This is a genomic window from Geodermatophilus sp. SYSU D00815 (assembly GCF_054050035.1).
Genome location: NZ_JBJGYO010000032.1, coordinates 1 through 16,969 on the forward strand (window position 1 = coordinate 1; position 16,969 = coordinate 16,969).

Genomic DNA, 16,969 nt, shown 5'->3' on the forward strand with positions numbered 1-16,969 from the left:
CCGACTGCGCGGTCAGGCCCAGCGCCTGGGCGACGGCGACCGACTCGGCGGAGCCGGCCTCGGCCTGCGCGGCCGGGTCGGCGCCGACGAGGACGTTGACCATGACCGCGCCGGCGGCGGCGACGCCCAGGAAGAGGCCGGGGCGGCGGGCGGGGGCGGGCAGCCGGCGACGGGACCGGGACGTGCGGGAGATGGTGGTGCGCAGGTTCACGGGGGGTGCTCCGGGGGTACGGACGCAGCGGGCGCGGGGGCGCGCCACGGGCTGCGCGGGGCGTGCGGGCAGCGAGGGCTGGCGCGGGGCACCGGGGGCGGCGATCAGCCGGTCGAGCGGAGGTGCTCGGGTGGTGGCCCGCGGGCGGCGGCGTCAGGGACGACCGCGTGCGCTCAGGTGCGCGGGCACACCCGCATCCGGCCGGAGCGGGTCGTGCGGGGTCGTGCGGGGGTGCAGGGGCACGCCATCGGGGCGGCTCTCCGTTTCTTCCGACGGCCGCCTACCGAGTTAGCTGACGGGTTCGGGCGGGAAGCAGCCCTACCGGCCTGCGGGCCTCGAACGGCCCGCGGGCGGATTCACCCCAGTACTGCGGTGGGTCCCCGGCTCGCCCCGGAGGGCGACTCGGCGGCGCCCGCTCGGACTCCCCGGACGGGGATGTGACGACCGGTGCGGGCGGGAGCCACGGTAACCGCCGTGATCGGTTCGTGACAATCGCGGGCGCGGGATCGACGGCGTGAGAAGCGTCGCGGAACAGATCTCAGGCGTAGCGCCACACCGTCGTCCGCCGGATGCCCGGCCCCTCGGTCTCGGGGACGTCGTGCGCGGCCACCTCGGTGAGCCGGTCCGACGGCAGGTAGGCCCGGCCCGGGTCGCCGATGTACACGTCGGCCCCCGCCGCCCGCGCCCGGTCGAGGAACGGCAGCACCCGCTCGGTCATCGCGCGCTCGTAGCAGACGTCGCCGGCCAGCACGACGTCCACCGCCGGCGGCGGCCCGTCGAGGAGGTTGCCCACCACGCGGATCCCCGCGACGCCGTTGGCCTCGGCGTTCACCCCGATCGCCGCCTGCCCGTACGCGTCGATCTCGCTGGCGACGACCTCACCGGCACCGGCGAGCGCCGCGGCGATCGCCACCAGACCGCTGCCGGACCCGAGGTCGAGCACCCTGCGGCCGGTGACGACCGCCGGGGCGTCGAGGACGTGGCGGGCCAGCACCTGCCCCCCGGGCCAGGCCGCGCACCAGAACGGCGGCAGGGCGAGCCCCTCCCCCGACGTGCTCGGCACCCCCTCGGCCTCCATCGCGTCCCACAGCGCGACGACGTCGTCGGCGACGTGCAGCGTCACCTCGGGCACCAGCGAGGGCGTGGTCGGGCGGGTGTGGGCGCGGACGAAGGCGGCGGGGACGGCGGTCGGCACCCGCCCAGTCTCCCCGGCCGTCACGCCCGGCTCCGCAGCCGCCGCGGGCCCGGCGTCAGCCGGCGGTGCGGGAGAAGCGGATGCCCTCGTCCTCCAGCGGGCCGCGGCGCATCAGGCGCACGTCCCGCAGGTAGTTCTGGTGCAGCCGCCACGGCGCCCGCGACCCCTGCTTCGGCAGCTGGTCCAGGCTGCGCCGCACGTAGCCCGAGGACAGGTCGAGGAACGGCGCCGTCCCGCCCTCCGGCGGCGGCACCGGCGTGGCGACGGCGTAGCCGTGGGCGTCCATGTGCCGCAGCAGCCGGCAGACGTAGCGGTTGACCAGGTCGGCCTTGAGCGTCCAGGAGGCGTTCGTGTACCCGATGACCAGGTCGAAGTTGGGGACGCCGGAGATCATCATCCCCTTGTAGGAGACCGTCTGCGCCAGGTCGACCGGCGTGCCGTCCACGCACAGCCGCATGCCGCCGATCGGCAGCAGGTTCAGCCCGGTCGCCGTGACCACGACGTCGGCGGGGATGGTGCGGCCCGACTCCAGCTCCACGCCGTCCTCGGTGAAGGTGCGGATCCGGTCGGTGACGATCTCCGCCCTGCCCGAGCGCAGCGCCCGGAACAGGTCGCCGTCGGGCACGAGGCACAGCCGCTGGTCCCACGGGTCGTAGGGCGGGTCGAAGTGCGTGTCGACGTCGAAGCCGGCCGGCAGCTGCCGGAGCAGGCCCCTGCGCACGAGGGCCCGCATCGCCGCCGGCCGGCGCCGGCTGAACTGGTAGGACGCCGTGGAGACCAGCACGTTCTTCCAGCGCACCAGCGGGTAGACCCGCCGCGGCGACAGCCGCCTGCGCAGCGCCCGGGCCAGCGGGTCCCGACCGGGCAGCGACAGGACGTAGCTCGGCGTCCGCTGCAGCATGGTCACGTGCCCGGCCTTCGCGGCCAGGCTCGGCACGAGCGTCACCGCCGTCGCGCCGCTGCCGATGACGACGACCCGCCGGCCGGCGTGGTCGAGGTCGTCGGGCCAGTGCTGCGGGTGGACGATCCGGCCCCCGAAGCGCTCCTCCCCCTCGAAGCGCGGGCGGTGGCCCTCGTCGTAGCGGTAGTAGCCGGTGCAGACCGACAGCCAGGAGCAGGTGAGCCGCACCGTCCCGCCGGTGTCGGTGCGCTGCACGGTGACCGTCCACCGCGCCTCGGCGCTGGACCAGTCGGCGGCCACGACGCGGTGGTGGAAGCGGATCGCCCCGGTCACCCCGTACTCCTGCGCGGTCTCCTCGATGTACCGGCGGATGACCGGCCCCTCGGCGATCGACTCCTCCTCGGTCCACGGCCGGAAGGCGTAGCCCAGCGTGAACATGTCGGAGTCGGAGCGGACGCCGGGGTAGCGGAAGAGGTCCCAGGTGCCGCCGACCGCCGCCCGGGACTCGAGGACGGCGAAGGTCTTCCCCGGGCACTCGCGGCGCAGGTGGCACGCGGCGCCGATGCCGGAGAGCCCCGCGCCCACGATCAGGACGTCGACGTGCTCGAGGGGGGACGCGGAGGAGGGCACGGGCACCGCAGGACCGTATCGGCACCCCGCCGACCCGCCGCGCGCACCGGCGACCGCCGCGCAGGGGCGGGCCGGGCGTGGCCGGCCGTCGGGCCGGTCCGGGCGGCGCGCGGCGGCGCCCGGCGTCGTCACCAGGCATCGTGCCCGCGCCGGCGGCGGGGACACCGGGCCGCGCGATCCCTCCCGGGAGGGACGGAAGACCCTGCCCGTTCGGTGAGGTGCGGTGTCGACTCGACCGCATGGACGCGACGCTGGCCACCGGCGCCCGCCGGTCGCGCCCGCCGGCGACCGGCGGCGCCCGGCCGCGGCCGGTCCGGCACCCGGCGGACCTGGTGCGCGTGGCGCTCGGCCTGGCCGTCACCGGCGTCGGGTTCCTCATCGCCCAGCGGGGAGAGCTGCCCACGCTCGAGCGCGACCTGTTCCGGCTCGTCAACGACCTCCCGGCGCTCGTCCTCCCGCTCGTCTGGACCGTCATGCAGCTGGGCAACGTCGTCGCCGTCCCCGTGGTGGCCGCGCTCGCCGCCGCGGCGCGGCGGTGGCGGATGGCCCGGGACCTGCTGGTCTCCGGCCTGCTGGCCTACGTCACGGCCGATCTGGTCAAGAGCGTGGTCGGTCGCGAGCGGCCGGGCGGGCTGCCGGTCGGGGCGGTGCTGCACGAGGGCCCCGTGACCGGCCTCGGTTTCATCTCCGGGCACTCGGCCGTCGCGGCCGCCCTGGCGGCCGCCGCCGCTCCCTACCTCTCCCGGCGCGGCCGCCGCGTGGTGTGGACCCTCGCCTGGCTGGTGGCGCTGGGCCGCGTGTACGTCGGCGCCCACCTGCCGCTGGACATCGTGGGCGGCATGGCCACCGGCTGGGCCATCGGGGCGCTGGTGCACTGGGTCCTCGGCGTCCCGCGGTGGCACCCCGACGCCCGCCGCGCCGACGCGCTGCTGCGGCGCTTCGGGCTGGTCGTGCACGAGCTGCGGCCGGCGGCCGTGGTCGCCCGCAGCTCGCACCCGTTCGAGGGCGTCGACGCCGGCGGCCGGCGGCTCTACGTCAAGCTGCTCGACCCCGACCCCTTCGAGCGCGACTGGCTGCACCGGCTGTACCGCCTGCTGGCGGCCCGCGACGTCAAGGACGCCGACGCCGTTGCCCCGCTGGACCGCCAGGCGGAGCAGGAGGCGTTCGCGGCGCTGACGGCGCGCGAGCACGGCGTGCGCGCCCCCAGGGTCGTCCTCGCCCGGGGCGACGACCGCGGCGCCGTCGTCGTCCAGGAGCTCGTGCCCGGCCGGCCGCTCGACGAGCTGGCGCCGGAGGAGCTGACCCCCGGCCTGCTGCGCGACGTGTGGCAGCAGGTCGCGCTGCTCCGGCAGGCCGGGATCGCGCACCACGACCTGCAGGCCTCCAGCGTGCTGGTCGACGAGCAGGGCCGGCCGTGGGTCGTCGACTTCGGCAACGCCCAGACCGCCGCCGACGAGCGCGCCCTCGCCGGCGACCTGGCCGAGCTCATGGCCTCGCTGGCGCTCCGGCTGGACCCGGAGACCGTCGTGGACAGCGCGGTCGACCGGCTCGGCCCGCGTGCCGTGGGCCACGCCCTGCCGGGTCTCGCGCCGCTGACCCTCACCGCGGCCACCCGCGCCGGGCTGTCGGCGCGGCGCGACCGGCTCGGCGACCTGCGCCGCGCGGTGCGCACGCGGGTGGGCATGCCCGACCCGGACCGGCCGGCCTTCCCGCCGGCCGGGCTCCCCGCGCGGCTGGCCGCCGCCGCCGGCGTCGTCGCCGTCCTCGTCGGCGTGCCGGTGCTGGGCGGTGCCACGGAGGTCCTCGAGGCGGTCGGGGGCGGCGGCTGGCGCTGGCTGGGCGCCGCGCTCGCGTTCGCGGTGCTCGCCCGCGCCGCGTCGGCGGCCGCCGCGCTGGCCGCGGTCGACCGGCCGCTGGCCCTCGCCCGCACCTACGGGGCGTCGATGGCCGCCGACGGCGCGACGGTGCTGCACGGGCGGCGCGGCTGGCGGCGGGCCGCCGCCCGCTACCTGGAACGGGCCGGGGTGCAGCCGGTCACCGCCCGGGGGTCGGTCGACCGGTTCACGGCCGGCGCCGTGGCGGCCGCGGCGCTCGTCGCCGTCGCCGCGCTCCTCCTCACCCTCGTCGAGGGGAGGCTGACCGCCTGGCGGACACCGGACGCCGTGATGCCGGCGGTGCTCCTCGGCGCGGGCGCGTGCGCGCTGGTGCTGCTCGGGCAGTGGCTCGCCGGCCGGGACGACCCCGCGCGCGAGGAGCGGGGCGAGGTCCACCGGGGGGTGCTCGCCGCGCTGCGCGAGGGGTTGCGCCGCGCCGATCCGGCGAAAGGACCGACGTGGCGCCGCGGTCCGCAGGTGGGCTGGGCGGCGCTGGCGGTGGTGCTCGAGGCCGCGACGCTGGCCGCCGCGGTGCACGCCGCCGGCGCCGACCTGCCGCTGCTGGAGACGGTGACCGTCTACGCGCTGCTGCACCTGCTGTGGTCGGTGCTCCCCGTGACCGGGACGCCGGGCGCGGCCGACCTGCTCCTCCTGCTGGCGCTGACCGCGCTCGGCGCGCCGCTGGCCCCGGCCTGCGCGGCCGTGCTCGCCTTCCGGCTGCTGACCTTCTGGCTGCCGGCGGCGGCCGGGTCGCTGTTCATCGGCCGCCTCGAGCGCCGCCTGGTGCTGTGAGCACGACCCGGGCGCCGGTGCGGGCGCTGCGCGCGCGGTTCGGCAGCGCGGCGCTGACCGCGCTGGTCGCGGTGGCCGTCTTCGCCGGCGTCCTGCCGCAGATCGGCGACTACTCCGCCGCCTGGGAGCTCCTCGGGCGGCTGAGCACGCCCGCGGTGGCGCTGCTCGCCGCCGTCGCGCTGGTCAACCTGCTCTCCTACGCGCCGCTGTGGATGGCGGCGCTGCCGGGCCTGCGGTGGACCCGGGCGGTGCTGGCCGACCAGGTGTCGACGGCGATGGCCAACACCCTCCCCGCCGGGTGGGCGGTCGGCGTCGGGGTCAACGCGGTCATGTTCCACGCCTTCGGCTTCGGCCCGGCCGCGATCACCCGGGCCGTCGTCCTGACCGGCGTCTGGAACAACCTGGTCAAGCTGGCGATGCCGGGCCTCGCGCTGGCCGCGCTGGCGGCCACCGGGGAGGCGGCCGAGGGGCTGGTGGTCGCCGCCGTCGCCGGCGTCGGGGTGCTGCTGCTGGCCACCGCCGCCCTGGTGGCGGTCCTCGCGGACCCGCACGCGGCTGCGGTCGTGAGCGGCACCGCCGAGCGGGCCGCGGGGGCGGTCTGCGCGCTCGTCCGCCGCCCGCGGCCGGCCGGCTGGGTGGCCGCGACGGACCGCTTCCGCACCGACTCCCTCGCCCTCGTGCGGGAGCGCTGGCCGCAGCTGTCCCTCGCGGCCGTGGCCAGCCACGCGGCGGTGTTCGTCCTGTTCCTCACGACCCTGCGGCTGGTCGACGGCGCCGACGGCATCTCCTGGCTGGTCGCGCTCGCCGTCTTCTCGGTCACCCGCCTGGTCACCCTCGTGCCGGTGACGCCGGGCGCGCTGGGGGTGGCCGAGCTCAGCTACGTCGCCGGGCTCACCGCCGTGGGCGTCGACGGCTCGGCCGCCACCGCCGTGGTGCTCCTCTTCCGCTTCCTCACCTGGTTCCTCCCGATCCCCGGTGGCGCGCTGGCCTGGGCGGTCTACCGGCGCGGCGCCGGCGCGGACCACCCCGCGCACGCCCGGGAGCCGGCGGCGTGAACGCCGCGGTCCGCCGCCGGCCGGCCGACGCCGTGCTCGCCGTCGCCGGGGCCGCCGTCACCGCGGCGACGGCCGTCGCGGTGGCCGGCGGCACCGTCGGGCCGGTCGAGCGCGCGGTCTTCCGGTTCGTCAACGGCTGGCCCGACGCGGTCACCGGGGTCCTGTGGCTGTTCCAGCTCCTCGGCGTGCTCGGGGTGCCGCTGCTCCTCGCGATCCCCGCCGCCGCCCTCCGGAAGTGGCGGCTGGCCGCCGCCCTCGTGCTGCTGGTGCCGCTCAAGCTGGTGGTGGAGCGGGCGGTGCTCAAGGAGCTGGTCCACCGCGAGCGGCCGGGCACCACCATCCCCGGGGCGGTGCTGCGCGACGTGCCGTCGGCGGGCGAGTCGTTCCCGTCCGGCCACGCCGTGGTCGCCTTCGGCGTGGTCGTGGTGCTGTGGCCGTACCTGCGGCGGCGCTGGCGGCTGGTCGTGCTGCTGCTCGCGGTCCTCAACTCGGTCGCGCGGGTCCACCTCGGCGCGCACGCCCCGCTGGACGTCGTCGGCGGCGCGTCCGCCGGCGTCGCCGTGGGCGGGCTGCTGAACCTGCTCGTGGGCGTGCCTACCGGCGCGCGACCGCACGCAGCCGCACCAGCGAGACCAGCGCGGCGACCAGGCCGATGACCCCGCCGACGAGGCCGATCCAGAGCACCACCCGCGCGGCGGTCTCCCACCCGGAGCCGAGGTCGAACGGGAACACCTGCAGCACCCGCGCGGTCACCACCAGCCCGAACGCCGTCGTCACCAGCGTCCCGGCCGGGGCGAGCCAGCCCTCCGGGCGCACCAGCTGGACCAGCGCGACCACGATGCCCGCCACCAGCGCCGCGTCGACGAACGGCAGGACCCGCGTCGTGTCGCCGGTCAGGAACGGCACGACCTCCCACCCCGGCCAGGCGTGCACGAGCAGGAGGAGCACGGCGTCGGCCAGCAGCCCGGCTCCGGCGGTCGCGCGCCGTGCCGCCGCGGCCGGCGGGCGGGTGCGCTGCTCGGTCACGGCGGCAGGCTAGGTCCGCGACGGCTCGCCCGACCGGGGCCGTGGGTCCGCGATGTGCGGGCCGGAGGGCCCGGCCGCGGCGCACAGCCCGTCGAGCGCCGCCTGCAGGGCGCCGGTGGGCACCGGCAGGTCCGGCACGCGCTCCGGGTCGACCACCGCCGTGACCGCCGGACGACGTCCGGCTGCTCGGGCGCCGCGCGCGGCAGCAGGGCCGAAAGTCGGCGCCGATCGGTGACGTCCGGACGACGACCGGGCGCGGCCGGGGCGCGAGGCTGGGAACGCCTCCCGCCGCGGGCGGGGACCCGCCGAGAACTCCGGAGACCGCGATGTCCACCGACGACGACCTGGTCACCTTCCCCGGCCTGCGGGCGCTCGCGATCCGCCGGCTGCGGCGCCGGCGCGAGTTCGTCGAGCACCTGGTGGCCTACGGCATCGTCACCGTCGCCCTGTGGGCGATCTGGCTGATCATCGCCCTGTCCGCGGGCACCGCCTACCCGTGGCCGCTGTTCGTCATGGCCGCGTGGGGCGTCGGCCTGGCCTTCCACGCGTGGTCGGCGTTCGGCCTGCCGAGCCGGCCGATCGACGAGGACGCCATCGCGCGGGAGATGGACCGCCTGGCGCAGCGGTGACGCCCACCCGTACCCCCGACCGCGGCGCACGAGGGCACGATCACCACCGTCCGCCGAGGAGGAGCCGTCCATGAGCCTGTCCGATCTGGTCCCGTCCGTCCGCGACGCGCTCACGGTGCGCCGCGTCTTCGGCGAGCCCTACGAGCGCGACGGGGTGACGGTCATCCCGGCGGCGGTCGTGCGCGGGGGCGGCGGTGGCGGCTCCGGCCGCCAGGGCGGCGAGCAGGAGGGCGAGGGCGAGGGCGGCGGTTTCGGCCTGATCGCGCGCCCGGCCGGCGCCTACGTCGTCAAGGACGGCGAGGTCGCCTGGCAGCCGGCGGTCGACGTCAACCGCATCGTGGCCACCGCGGTCGCCGGCTGGGTCGCGGTCGCCTGGCTGGTGTCCCGCGCTCTCCGCGGGCGGCGCCCGGTCAGTTCGTGAGGACGGCGGCGCCGCCGAAGCGGCCGTGGGCGAGGTCGGCCAGCGCCCGCGGGGCCTGCGCCATCGGGTAGGCGGTGGTGGTGGCGCGGACGCCCAGGCGCCCCGCCAGCCGGAGGAACTCCTCGCCGTCGCGGCGGGTGTTGGCGGTGACGCTGCGCAGCCGGCGCTCCTGGAACAGCTCGGCCGAGTAGTCCAGCGCGGGGATCCCCGACAGCCAGATACCGGCCACCGCCAGCGTCCCGCCCCGGTCGAGGGCCCGCAGCGCCACCGGCACCAGCTCGCCCGCCGGGGCGAACAGGATCGCGCCGTCCAGCGGCTCCGGCGGCTCGTCGGTCGCCTCCCCCACCGAGTCGGCGCCGAGCGCGGTGGCCAGGGCCCGGTTCCGCTCGCCCCGGGTGAGCACGTGCACCCGCAGGCCCTGGGCGAGGGCGACCTGCGCGGTGAGGTGGGCGCTGCCGCCGAAGCCGTAGATGCCCAGGCGCCCGCCGGGCGGCACGTCAGCGCAGCGCAGCGCCCGGTAGCCGATGATCCCGGCGCACAGCAGCGGGGCCGCGGCGACGTCGTCGAGCCCCTCTGGCAGGCGGTGGGCGAACGCCTCGTCGGCCAGGCAGGCGTCGGCGTACCCGCCGTCGACGTCCCAGCCGGTGAACGTGGGGTGGGCGCACAGGTTCTCGTCCCCGCGCCGGCACCAGGCGCAGCTGCCGTCGGTGCGGCCCAGCCAGGCGACCCCGATCCGCTCCCCCAGCGCGAACCGGGACGCCCCCGGGCCCCGGGCGTCGACGACGCCGACGACCTCGTGCCCCGGCGTGACCTGCGGCCGCCGCGGCGGCAGGTCGCCCTCGGCGAGGTGCAGGTCGGTGCGGCAGACGCCGCAGCAGGCGACGCGCACCCGCACCTGGCCGGGACCGGGCTCGGGCAGGGCCCGCTGCACCCGGCGCAGGGGGCCCTGGTCGATCGGCCCCGGTGCGTCGACCACCCAGGCCCGCACCGCCGGCGTGCCCCCTCAGCCGGCGGGCGCGGCCGCGGCGACGTCGGCCGCCGCCGTCCCGGCCGGGCCGGCGGCCCGCTGGTGCACCACCATCACCGGGCAGGGGGCGTGCATCACGCAGTGCAGCGCCGCCGAGCCCAGGACGACGCCCTGCAGCTGGTTGCGGCTGCGGCTGCCGACGACCAGCAGCCGGGCTCCCTGGGCCTCGCGGACGAGCACCGGACCGGGGTGCCCCTCGACCGCGACCACCCGCACCGCCTCGGAGAGCACCGGCTCGGGTCCGAGCACGTCGCGGACGATCGCCTCGCCGCGCGCCAGCGCGTGCGCGCGGCTCTCGCCCAGCGGGGGCGCCATGACCGCGTAGAGGTCGCTCCAGTAGTTGGGCGCCTCGTAGGCGAGGACGGCGTCCACCCGGGCGCCGAGCGGCCCGGCCTGGGCCACCGCGGTGAGCAGCGCGGCGCGGGCGTGCTCGGAGCCGTCCAGCCCCACGACCACCCGCGGCGGCCCGCCGGCGGTCGCCGTCGTCGGGTGCACGACGACGACCGGGCAGCGCGCGTGGGCCGAGCAGTGCAGGGCGACGGAGCCGGCGACGGTGCTGCGCAGGCCGCCGCGGCCGCGGCTGCCCACCACCAGGAGGTCGGCCCCCGCCGACCGCTGCACGAGGTGGGCCGACGGCGGACCGGCGACGACGAGCACCTCGACGTCGACGGCCGGGCCGGCCTCGGCGCGGACCTCCTCCACCGTCGCCCGCGCGCGGGCCTCGGTGTCGGCCCGGATGGCCTCGACCCGCTGCTGGTCGAGCAGGTAGGGGTCGGCCCAGTAGAAGTCCACCGGGAAGGCGCTGACCACCTCGAGGACCGCGCCGCGGCGGGCGGCCTCGGCCATCGCCCAGGCCAGCGCCGCGCGGGCCCCCGTCGAGCCGTCGATGCCGACGACGACCCGCTGCCTGCCTGCGTCCACGTCCGTCTCCTCCTGTCGCGGGAACCCTGCAGGGCGAACCCTCGTCAGCGCCCGGCCTCGCGGGTCAGCTCCGCCCCGGCGCCGGCCGCTCCGGTCGGCGTGGTCGGCCCGCGGGGCGCGGGGATCCGGACCGGCGGCGGCGCGGGCGCCCGTGGCACCGCGAGGCCGACGAGCAGGCCGCCGACGGCCAGCAGCACGACACCGGCGGTGAATAGCCCGGCGATCAGCCAGCCCAGGCCCGGCACCGTGGCGCCGGCCCGCACCTCGGCGTCCACCCCGGCGGCGCCGTCGGCCCGCATCACCACGACCGCCCAGTCGCCGTCGTCGGGCCGCCAGGTCAGCGACTGCGTGCCGCTGCCGCTGCTGGAGGCCACCCAGATGTCGCTGTCGGCCGGCAGCTGCGCCGGGGCGCCCCCGGGGCGGTCGGTGGTGTCGAACCGCTCGGACCCGCTGCCGGTCGCGCTGGCGGACAGGTCGTCCAGGGAGGCGTGCCCGACCCCGTCGAGGTAGGCGGCGGCGGCGGCGCCGCTCGCCACGCCGACGAACAGCTCGTCGTCGGGGTCGGTCGGCGTGACCTCGATGCGGGCGGTGCCGATGAGCTCGTCGACGGCCCAGTCGAGCCCCTCGCCCTCGAGGCGGAAGGAGTCGGTCGTGACCGCGTAGCGGTCGGTGTCGATCCGGGCGTCGGGAGTCATCAGGTAGTCGCCGTCCCGCTGCGTCCGATCGGCCCACAGCAGGGTCCCCGCGCCGACCAGCGTGCCGCCCGCGCCGAAGAGCAGCAGGACGCCGATGACCAGCGCCACGACCCGGCCGGCGGTCCAGCTCGAGGACGGCGACGCGGGGGCCGACGCCGGAGCCGACGCAGGGGCGCCGGTGGGCAGCGGTGGCGTCGGGCCGGCCGGCACCGAGCCGGGGTCCGGGCCGCCCATGTCCATGCGGAACGGGGGGTACTCGTCGGTCATGAGGGACGCGTACGCCGCGACCCGCAGCGCCCACCGGTCCATGCCGAGCACGAAGTCGTACAGCGCCTGCGGGTAGCGACCGGAGAACAGCAGGACGACGCCGGCGATGAAGACCAGCAGCGCCACCAGCCCCCCGGCGCCCCAGCTCGTGTCCCAGACGCCGTCGGCGTCGGCGGTGTTGGTGCCGAGCCAGATCCCGCCGCCGACGAAGACGGCCACGATCACGTAGTGCGGGATGGCGAGCAGCCACCACTTCACCAGGACCAGCCCGCGGGACAGCCGCTCCGGGTAGGCCACGTCGAGGTGCGCCGGGTAGTCCGGCACGTCGGCGAGGGTGAACGGCGGGTACCGGTCGGTGCCCAGGGCCCCGTAGCCGTAGTAGTGCACCCGCCAGCTCCAGCGCAGCACGCCGACGTTGAAGTCGAACAGGGCGCGCGGGTACCGGGCGGTGAACAGGATCGCGAAGAAGGCGATGACGGCCACCAGGGCGAAGGCCGTCCACAGGAACGCCAGGACGACGTAGTGCGGGATCAGCAGGAGCCACTTGACCAGCCACAGCGCGCGGGACGCGCGCGGCTCGACCGCCGCGTCGACGCGCAGCGGGTACGGCCTGCGGTTCTCGGTCATCGGTCCGTCCTCTCGCGGCCCGGCGGCGCGAAGGGGCGGGCTGCCCGCTGCCGGCCGGTCCGGGTCGAGCGTCCCGGCGGCGGGGTGCCGCGGGACACCGACGTTGGTCGCCATCCCGGCCGGGACCAACGGCGCAGCCCACCGGGACCCCGGACCCCGGCGGCGGGCGCCGGCCGCGACCGATGCTCGGAGGAACCCGCGGTCCGAGGAGTCCTCCCGATGCAGCAGCCGTTACCGACCACGCCGCTTCTCGCCGTCGGCGTCCCGCCGGCACCGGTCGTCCTGCGCGTGGCCCACAGCCGGGCCGCCCGCCCCGGCTTTCCGGAGCGGCGGGCGATCCGCGCCCTCGGCACCGACCTGTTCGACGTCCGCCTCGCGTTCGCCACGGTGGGCTGCGGCGCCCGCGTCGCGCGGTTCCCCGAGGCGGCCGACCCCGACCTCGCCGCCGTGGTGACGCCCGTGCCGGGGGCCGCGGACCCGGCGCTCGTGGCCCTGACCACGGCGGCCCGCGACCGGACCGTCCCGAGCGGGACCGAGGAGGTGCTGCGCCGCCTGACCACGGTCGCGGCGGACGAGGGCGTGCAGCTGGTGCCCGTGCCCGCCCACCTGCGCGGACCGGGGCCGGCCCGGCTGCTCCCGTGGGACGGCCCGGGCGACGGGATGCTGGCCCTGCTGGCCACCCGGTCGGACGACCGGACGGCGTGGCTGCGGGCCGGGGAGGCGACCGAGCGGCTGCTGCTCGAGCTGGTGCCGTTCGGCTGGACGGCGGCCCCGCTGCCCGGAGCCACGGACGCCCCGCTCGACCGCACGCGGCTGCGGTCGGCGCTGGTGTGGGACGCCCACCCGCAGGCCCTGCTGCACCTGGAGGCGCTGTCGTGAGCGCCGGCCCCGTGGTCGTCGGCATCGACGACACCCCCGACTCGACCGCGGCGGCCGTCGTCGCCGCCACCTCCGCCGCCCGCCGCGGCGCGCCGCTCCGGCTGGTGCGGCTGCTCCCCGGCGGCGACGCCACCCCGCGGACCGCGGCCCTCGGCCGGCTGGACGCCGTGCGCACGGCGCTCGCGGAGGTGCTGCCGCAGGACGCGGTGACCGCCGTGGTGCGCGCCGGCCCACCCGAGCTGGTGCTGCGGCACGAGTCGCGCACGGCGGCGCTGCTCGTGGTCCCCGCCGCGGAGCGGGAGCTGGCCGCCACCCTCGTGCACCGGGCCGCCTGCCCCGTCCTGCTGGCCCGCACGCAGCCCGACGCCGGCGGCGTCGTGGTCGGGGTCGACGGCGGCCCCGGCACCGCCGCGCTGCTGCGCGCCGGCGTCGAGGAGGCCCGGGCCCGAGCGACCTCCCTGCTCGTGCTGCACGCCTGGGACCGCCCGTGCGCCGAGGCCGTCGAGGCCGCCGTGAGCGCGGCGGAGCGGGACCTGCTCGCGGGCTACGTGGAGCCGCTGCGCGCCGAGCACCCGGCGCTGGCGATCGACCTGCGCGTGGTGCACGCCCCGCCCGTGGAGGTCCTGCTGCGGGCGGCGCGGACCGCCGACGTCGTCGTCCTGGGCCGGCGCCCGGCGGGCCGTCGCGGGGAGACCGTCGACGCGGTCGCCACCGGCGCGGCGGGCCCCGTGCTGGTGGTGCCGCTCCCCGGTGCGGCGCGGCGGCCGGCGCCCCGCCGCGCCGAGCCGGTCCGTCCCGGCGTGACCGCCTGAGCGAGCTCAGCGCGGGACGACGTTCCACCGGACCCGGGCGGGGTCCACGGTGGCGCGGCCGTACTCGTACGGCCCCTCGGGCAGGTGCCAGACCGCCCCGCCGCCGTGCGGCACCAGCCGGCCGGCGGTGCTCGTCCAGCCGGGGACGGGCGTGGTCCAGCGGGCCCGGGTCGGCCCGCCGGGCAGGTCCGCCCAGCGGTCGTCGGTGGCGACGTCGCAGACCCGGTCCCGGGCGTCGACGGTGACCCGCACCGTGACCGTCCGCCCCGCGTCGGTCAGCGCGACGTCGAACCGCTCGTCGTCGACCGCCGTCCAGACCACCGCCGGCCCCAGGAGCATGGTCGGCGCCAGGAGCATGGTCGGCGCTAGCAGCACGGCGTCGTCCAGCCACGTGACCTGCTCGCTGACGTCGAACTCCGGCCCCGACCCGTCGGCGACCGGCACCAGGCCGAGCACCTTGCCCCGCATGCGGCCGGTGCCGGAGACGTAGCTGTCCACGCCGAACATCGGGACGACGCCGGCGACGTCGAGCCGCATCGTCCAGATCCGCGCCACCGGGCGCACGGTGCTGTACTGCCACGCCTCGAACGGCAGCGGGCCCTGTTCCGGGCGCAGCCGGAAGGTGCCCGTCCAGCGGGCGAGCAGGGAGACGTCGCGCGGGCGCCCCACGGCGCCGGAGGCGCGCAGCCAGCGCCGGGCCGGAGCGGGCAGGCCGGCGAGGTCCTCCTCGCCGACCGGTGCTGGGTCCACCGGTCCGGGGCGCACGCCGAGCCGCCGCACGCGGCGGGCGAGCCGCCGCTCCATGCCGGCCCCCAGGACGGCCCCCAGGACGGCGCGGCGCGGGCTCGGGGCCGGCGAGGTCACCGGGTGCCCCCGTCGGCCCGGCCGCCCGCCGTGCCGGGACGGGTGGTCGGCGCAGCGGGCACACCGCCACCCTGGACAACCGCCCGGGCGGCGAGACGTGGCGAAGGTCTCCCGTCGCCGGGACCTCGGCCCCGTCCGCGCCGGGACCCGCTCGGCCAGGCTGCTGCCGTGTCCACGTCCGGGGTCCCGGCCCGCACCCTGCGGCGCCGCTTCACGCTGGGCTCCGGCCCCCTGAAGCGGGCCTCCGACCGCGTCGAGTTCCTGTCCCGCGTCGTCCTCGTGCTGGCGCTGCTGGCGGCCCTGCCGGCCGGCCTCGTCGTCGGCGGCCGGGCGTCGGCCACGATGCACGCCGTCGCCGCCGAGCAGGCCGCCGAACGGCACCGGGTGAGCGCCACGCTCCTCTCCGACGCGGAGGCGGACGACGGACCCGCTACCCCCGACGTGCCGACGGCCGCGACGTGGCTGGGCCCGGACGGGACCGCCCGCAGCGGCGACGTGGACGCCCCCGCCGGCGCCCGCTCGGGCACCACGGTGGACGTCTGGGTCGACGACGCCGGCGCGCTCACCGACGACCCGCTGACCTCCGCCGAGGCGACCGGCCAGGGGATCGTCCTCGGCGTCCTCACCGCGCTGGGGACCGTGCTCGCCGCGCTCAGCGGCCACCTCCTCGTGGTCTGGCTGCTGGAGCGGCGCCGCCTCCGGCGCTGGGAGCGCGGCTGGGCGTCGGTCGAACCGCTCTGGGTCAGCCGCTTCCGCTGAGCCTCCCCCGTCGTCCCGGGCGGTACGACCGCGGTCAGAGGCGGTACGAGCGCAGCAGCCTCGCCCACAGCGGCCGGTTCCCGGGGTGTTCCCCGGGCGCCTCGAGACGGCCCGGCTCTCGTTCGGCGAGCGGGCGGTGGTGACCGCGATGCGGGCCCCCGGTCGGGGACTTCCGGGACGGGGCGCAGGTGGAGGCCTGGGCCGCCGAGATCGCGGCGGCCGTGACCGGCACCGACGTCCCGGCGGCCGCGGCGCGCGCTCAGGCCTGAGCGGCCGACTCCCCCGCGATCACCGACAGCGGCCGGCCGGCGCCCTCGCGGACGACGGTGACCGGGCACGGGGCGTGGTGCACCAGCTGGTCGCTGGTGGAGCCGAGCAGCAGGCCGGTGAACCCGCCGCGGCCGCGCGCGCCCACCACCAGCAGGTCTGCGCCCTCGGCCGCCTGGATCAGCGCCTTGGCCGGCGACCGGTGCACCACGTGCGTGCGCACCTGCACCGACGGGTCGATGCCGGCCGCGGCGACGCAGGCGTCCAGGTCGTCCAGGACGGCCTGCTCGAAGTCGCCCAGCGGCGGGACGTAGCCCGGCGCCCAGGACTTCGGCCTCGGGGCGGTGGTGATCTGCCACGCCCGGACCACGTGCAGCACCAGCCCGGCGCGGCCGGCGAGCCCGGCCGCCCAGCGCAGCGCTCCCTGCGCGCACTCCGACCCGTCGTGCCCGACGAGCACGCCGCCGTCGATCCTCACGGCCTCGCTGACCTCGGCCACTCTGCCTCCTCCTCGCGTCCCACGGCTGCCTCGGGGCCACGCTGCTCCCCCGGCCGCTGCCCCGGCAGGGACGAAGGTGCTCCCGGCCGGGACGTCCGTCCCTGACCGGAACTGCCGGGCGCGGCCGAGAGTTCCAGGTGGATCCTCCGGTCAGCATCCAGCACCGGGTGCCCCGGCGCGGCCTCGGGGAGGACAGCAGGTGCCGACCACGGACGTGGACCGGGCGCACGAGCCGCTCGACCAGGCGGAGTGCCTGCGGCTGCTCGGCACGACCCGGATCGGGCGGCTGGCCTACACGCGGTCGGCCCTCCCCGTGGTCCGCCCCGTCTCGTTCCGGCTGCGGGAGGGCGACGTGGTGATCCCCGCGCGGCTCGGCAGCCCGCTGCTCGACGCGGTGCGGGGCGCCGTCGTCGCCTTCGAGGCCGACGCCTACGACGACGAGGGACGGACCGGGTGGACGGTCTCCGTCACCGGCCCCTCGCGGGTGGTGCAGCGCGCCCCCGACCCGGTGTGCCCCCTGGAGTGCGTCATCGCCGTCCGGATCACACTGGTGCAGGGGTGGCGCACCACCGCGCCGCCCGTGCCGGCCGGTTCGTGACGGATCGGATCCGGAAATCC

At 78.1% G+C, this 16,969-nt stretch carries 17 protein-coding genes, 1 pseudogene and 1 riboswitch; of the genes and pseudogenes, 9 read left to right on the plus strand and 9 right to left on the minus strand.

Annotated elements, in window-relative coordinates; all coding sequences use genetic code 11:
• The 3 genes and pseudogenes from ACI78S_RS22450 to ACI78S_RS22460 all read right to left on the minus strand — a co-directional run.
• Nucleotides 1–211, minus strand: a pseudogene (locus ACI78S_RS22450) (hypothetical protein); the annotation flags it as partial.
• 262 nt (nucleotides 212–473) lie between these two features.
• A riboswitch (cyclic di-AMP (ydaO/yuaA leader) is annotated at nucleotides 474–629 on the minus strand.
• 120 nt (nucleotides 630–749) lie between these two features.
• Nucleotides 750–1,406, minus strand: a complete 657-nt coding sequence (locus tag ACI78S_RS22455) for a class I SAM-dependent methyltransferase (RefSeq protein ID WP_456977195.1) — start codon at nucleotides 1,404–1,406, stop codon at nucleotides 750–752.
• Nucleotides 1,407–1,461: 55 nt separating this feature from the next.
• Nucleotides 1,462–2,943 carry a flavin-containing monooxygenase gene (locus ACI78S_RS22460; protein ID WP_456977196.1) on the minus strand — a complete coding sequence of 494 codons (1,482 nt, stop codon included), beginning with the start codon at nucleotides 2,941–2,943 and terminating at the stop codon, nucleotides 1,462–1,464.
• A gap of 233 nt (nucleotides 2,944–3,176) precedes the next feature.
• Between ACI78S_RS22460 and ACI78S_RS22465 the strand changes: the two genes are divergently transcribed.
• From ACI78S_RS22465 to ACI78S_RS22475, 3 genes are read left to right on the plus strand one after another with little or no spacing between them, the layout of a single operon-like run.
• Entirely contained in the window at nucleotides 3,177–5,603 is a 2,427-nt protein-coding gene (locus ACI78S_RS22465) for a phosphatase PAP2 family protein (protein WP_456977197.1), read from the plus strand.
• Complete coding sequence (locus tag ACI78S_RS22470; RefSeq protein WP_456977198.1) at nucleotides 5,600–6,658, plus strand: lysylphosphatidylglycerol synthase domain-containing protein; 1,059 nt, start codon at nucleotides 5,600–5,602, stop codon at nucleotides 6,656–6,658. The genes ACI78S_RS22465 and ACI78S_RS22470 overlap by 4 nt, the downstream gene beginning before the upstream one ends.
• The gene (locus tag ACI78S_RS22475; RefSeq protein ID WP_456977199.1) at nucleotides 6,655–7,314 is read left to right on the plus strand and encodes a phosphatase PAP2 family protein; all 660 of its coding nucleotides are present in this window, start codon (nucleotides 6,655–6,657) and stop codon (nucleotides 7,312–7,314) included. Before ACI78S_RS22470 ends, ACI78S_RS22475 begins: the two co-directional genes overlap by 4 nt.
• Here the strand turns inward: ACI78S_RS22475 and ACI78S_RS22480 are convergent.
• Entirely contained in the window at nucleotides 7,253–7,684 is a 432-nt protein-coding gene (locus tag ACI78S_RS22480) for a hypothetical protein (protein ID WP_456977200.1), read from the minus strand. The genes ACI78S_RS22475 and ACI78S_RS22480 overlap by 62 nt on opposite strands.
• 326 nt (nucleotides 7,685–8,010) lie before the next feature.
• On the opposite strand from ACI78S_RS22480, the gene ACI78S_RS22485 reads away from it, so the two are divergent.
• Both ACI78S_RS22485 and ACI78S_RS22490 read left to right on the plus strand, forming a co-directional pair.
• Entirely contained in the window at nucleotides 8,011–8,313 is a 303-nt protein-coding gene (locus ACI78S_RS22485; RefSeq protein ID WP_456977201.1) for a 2TM domain-containing protein, read from the plus strand.
• Between the two features lie 70 nt (nucleotides 8,314–8,383).
• Nucleotides 8,384–8,734 carry a hypothetical protein gene (locus tag ACI78S_RS22490; RefSeq protein WP_456977202.1) on the plus strand — a complete coding sequence of 117 codons (351 nt, stop codon included), beginning with the start codon at nucleotides 8,384–8,386 and terminating at the stop codon, nucleotides 8,732–8,734.
• Here ACI78S_RS22490 and ACI78S_RS22495 read toward each other — a convergent pair.
• The 3 genes from ACI78S_RS22495 to ACI78S_RS22505 are packed head-to-tail and all read right to left on the minus strand — an operon-like array spanning nucleotide 8,724 to nucleotide 12,271.
• Nucleotides 8,724–9,710 carry a zinc-dependent alcohol dehydrogenase family protein gene (locus ACI78S_RS22495; protein WP_456977203.1) on the minus strand — a complete coding sequence of 329 codons (987 nt, stop codon included), beginning with the start codon at nucleotides 9,708–9,710 and terminating at the stop codon, nucleotides 8,724–8,726. The two genes, ACI78S_RS22490 and ACI78S_RS22495, sit on opposite strands and share 11 nt — an antisense overlap.
• A 27-nt stretch (nucleotides 9,711–9,737) precedes the next feature.
• Complete coding sequence (locus tag ACI78S_RS22500; RefSeq protein ID WP_456977204.1) at nucleotides 9,738–10,682, minus strand: universal stress protein; 945 nt, start codon at nucleotides 10,680–10,682, stop codon at nucleotides 9,738–9,740.
• 44 nt (nucleotides 10,683–10,726) lie between these two features.
• Entirely contained in the window at nucleotides 10,727–12,271 is a 1,545-nt protein-coding gene (locus tag ACI78S_RS22505) for a DUF4389 domain-containing protein (protein WP_456977205.1), read from the minus strand.
• Between the two features lie 219 nt (nucleotides 12,272–12,490).
• Between ACI78S_RS22505 and ACI78S_RS22510 the strand changes: the two genes are divergently transcribed.
• Both ACI78S_RS22510 and ACI78S_RS22515 read left to right on the plus strand, forming a co-directional pair.
• Entirely contained in the window at nucleotides 12,491–13,150 is a 660-nt protein-coding gene (locus tag ACI78S_RS22510; RefSeq protein WP_456977206.1) for a hypothetical protein, read from the plus strand.
• Entirely contained in the window at nucleotides 13,147–13,962 is an 816-nt protein-coding gene (locus tag ACI78S_RS22515) for a universal stress protein (RefSeq protein ID WP_456977207.1), read from the plus strand. The genes ACI78S_RS22510 and ACI78S_RS22515 overlap by 4 nt, the downstream gene beginning before the upstream one ends.
• A gap of 6 nt (nucleotides 13,963–13,968) precedes the next feature.
• On the opposite strand, the gene ACI78S_RS22520 is transcribed toward ACI78S_RS22515, so the two are convergent.
• Nucleotides 13,969–14,826: a DUF6544 family protein gene (locus ACI78S_RS22520; RefSeq protein ID WP_456977208.1), complete on the minus strand. Its 858-nt coding sequence runs from the start codon at nucleotides 14,824–14,826 to the stop codon at nucleotides 13,969–13,971.
• Nucleotides 14,827–14,994: 168 nt separating this feature from the next.
• Between ACI78S_RS22520 and ACI78S_RS22525 the strand changes: the two genes are divergently transcribed.
• A complete protein-coding gene (locus tag ACI78S_RS22525; protein WP_456977209.1) occupies nucleotides 14,995–15,585 on the plus strand; it encodes an Rv1733c family protein in 591 nt (196 codons plus the stop codon).
• A gap of 259 nt (nucleotides 15,586–15,844) precedes the next feature.
• Here ACI78S_RS22525 and ACI78S_RS22530 read toward each other — a convergent pair whose 3' ends face one another.
• Complete coding sequence (locus ACI78S_RS22530; protein WP_456977210.1) at nucleotides 15,845–16,351, minus strand: universal stress protein; 507 nt, start codon at nucleotides 16,349–16,351, stop codon at nucleotides 15,845–15,847.
• A 199-nt stretch (nucleotides 16,352–16,550) separates the two neighbouring features.
• Here ACI78S_RS22530 and ACI78S_RS22535 point away from each other — a divergent pair, with 199 nt between their 5' ends.
• The gene (locus ACI78S_RS22535) at nucleotides 16,551–16,949 is read left to right on the plus strand and encodes a pyridoxamine 5'-phosphate oxidase family protein (protein WP_456977211.1); all 399 of its coding nucleotides are present in this window, start codon (nucleotides 16,551–16,553) and stop codon (nucleotides 16,947–16,949) included.
• The last annotated feature ends 20 nt before the right edge of the window (nucleotides 16,950–16,969 follow it).

What these genes read in the sequence shown, in the direction of transcription:
- ACI78S_RS22465 (WP_456977197.1), top strand. Translation starts at nt 3,177, where the DNA reads ATGGACGCGACGCTGGCCACCGGCGCCCGCCGGTCGCGCCCGCCGGCG.
- ACI78S_RS22485 (WP_456977201.1), top strand. Translation starts at nt 8,011, where the DNA reads ATGTCCACCGACGACGACCTGGTCACCTTCCCCGGCCTGCGGGCGCTC.
- ACI78S_RS22490 (WP_456977202.1), top strand. Translation starts at nt 8,384, where the DNA reads ATGAGCCTGTCCGATCTGGTCCCGTCCGTCCGCGACGCGCTCACGGTG.
- ACI78S_RS22505 (WP_456977205.1), bottom strand. Translation starts at nt 12,271, where the DNA reads ATGACCGAGAACCGCAGGCCGTACCCGCTGCGCGTCGACGCGGCGGTC.
- ACI78S_RS22510 (WP_456977206.1), top strand. Translation starts at nt 12,491, where the DNA reads ATGCAGCAGCCGTTACCGACCACGCCGCTTCTCGCCGTCGGCGTCCCG.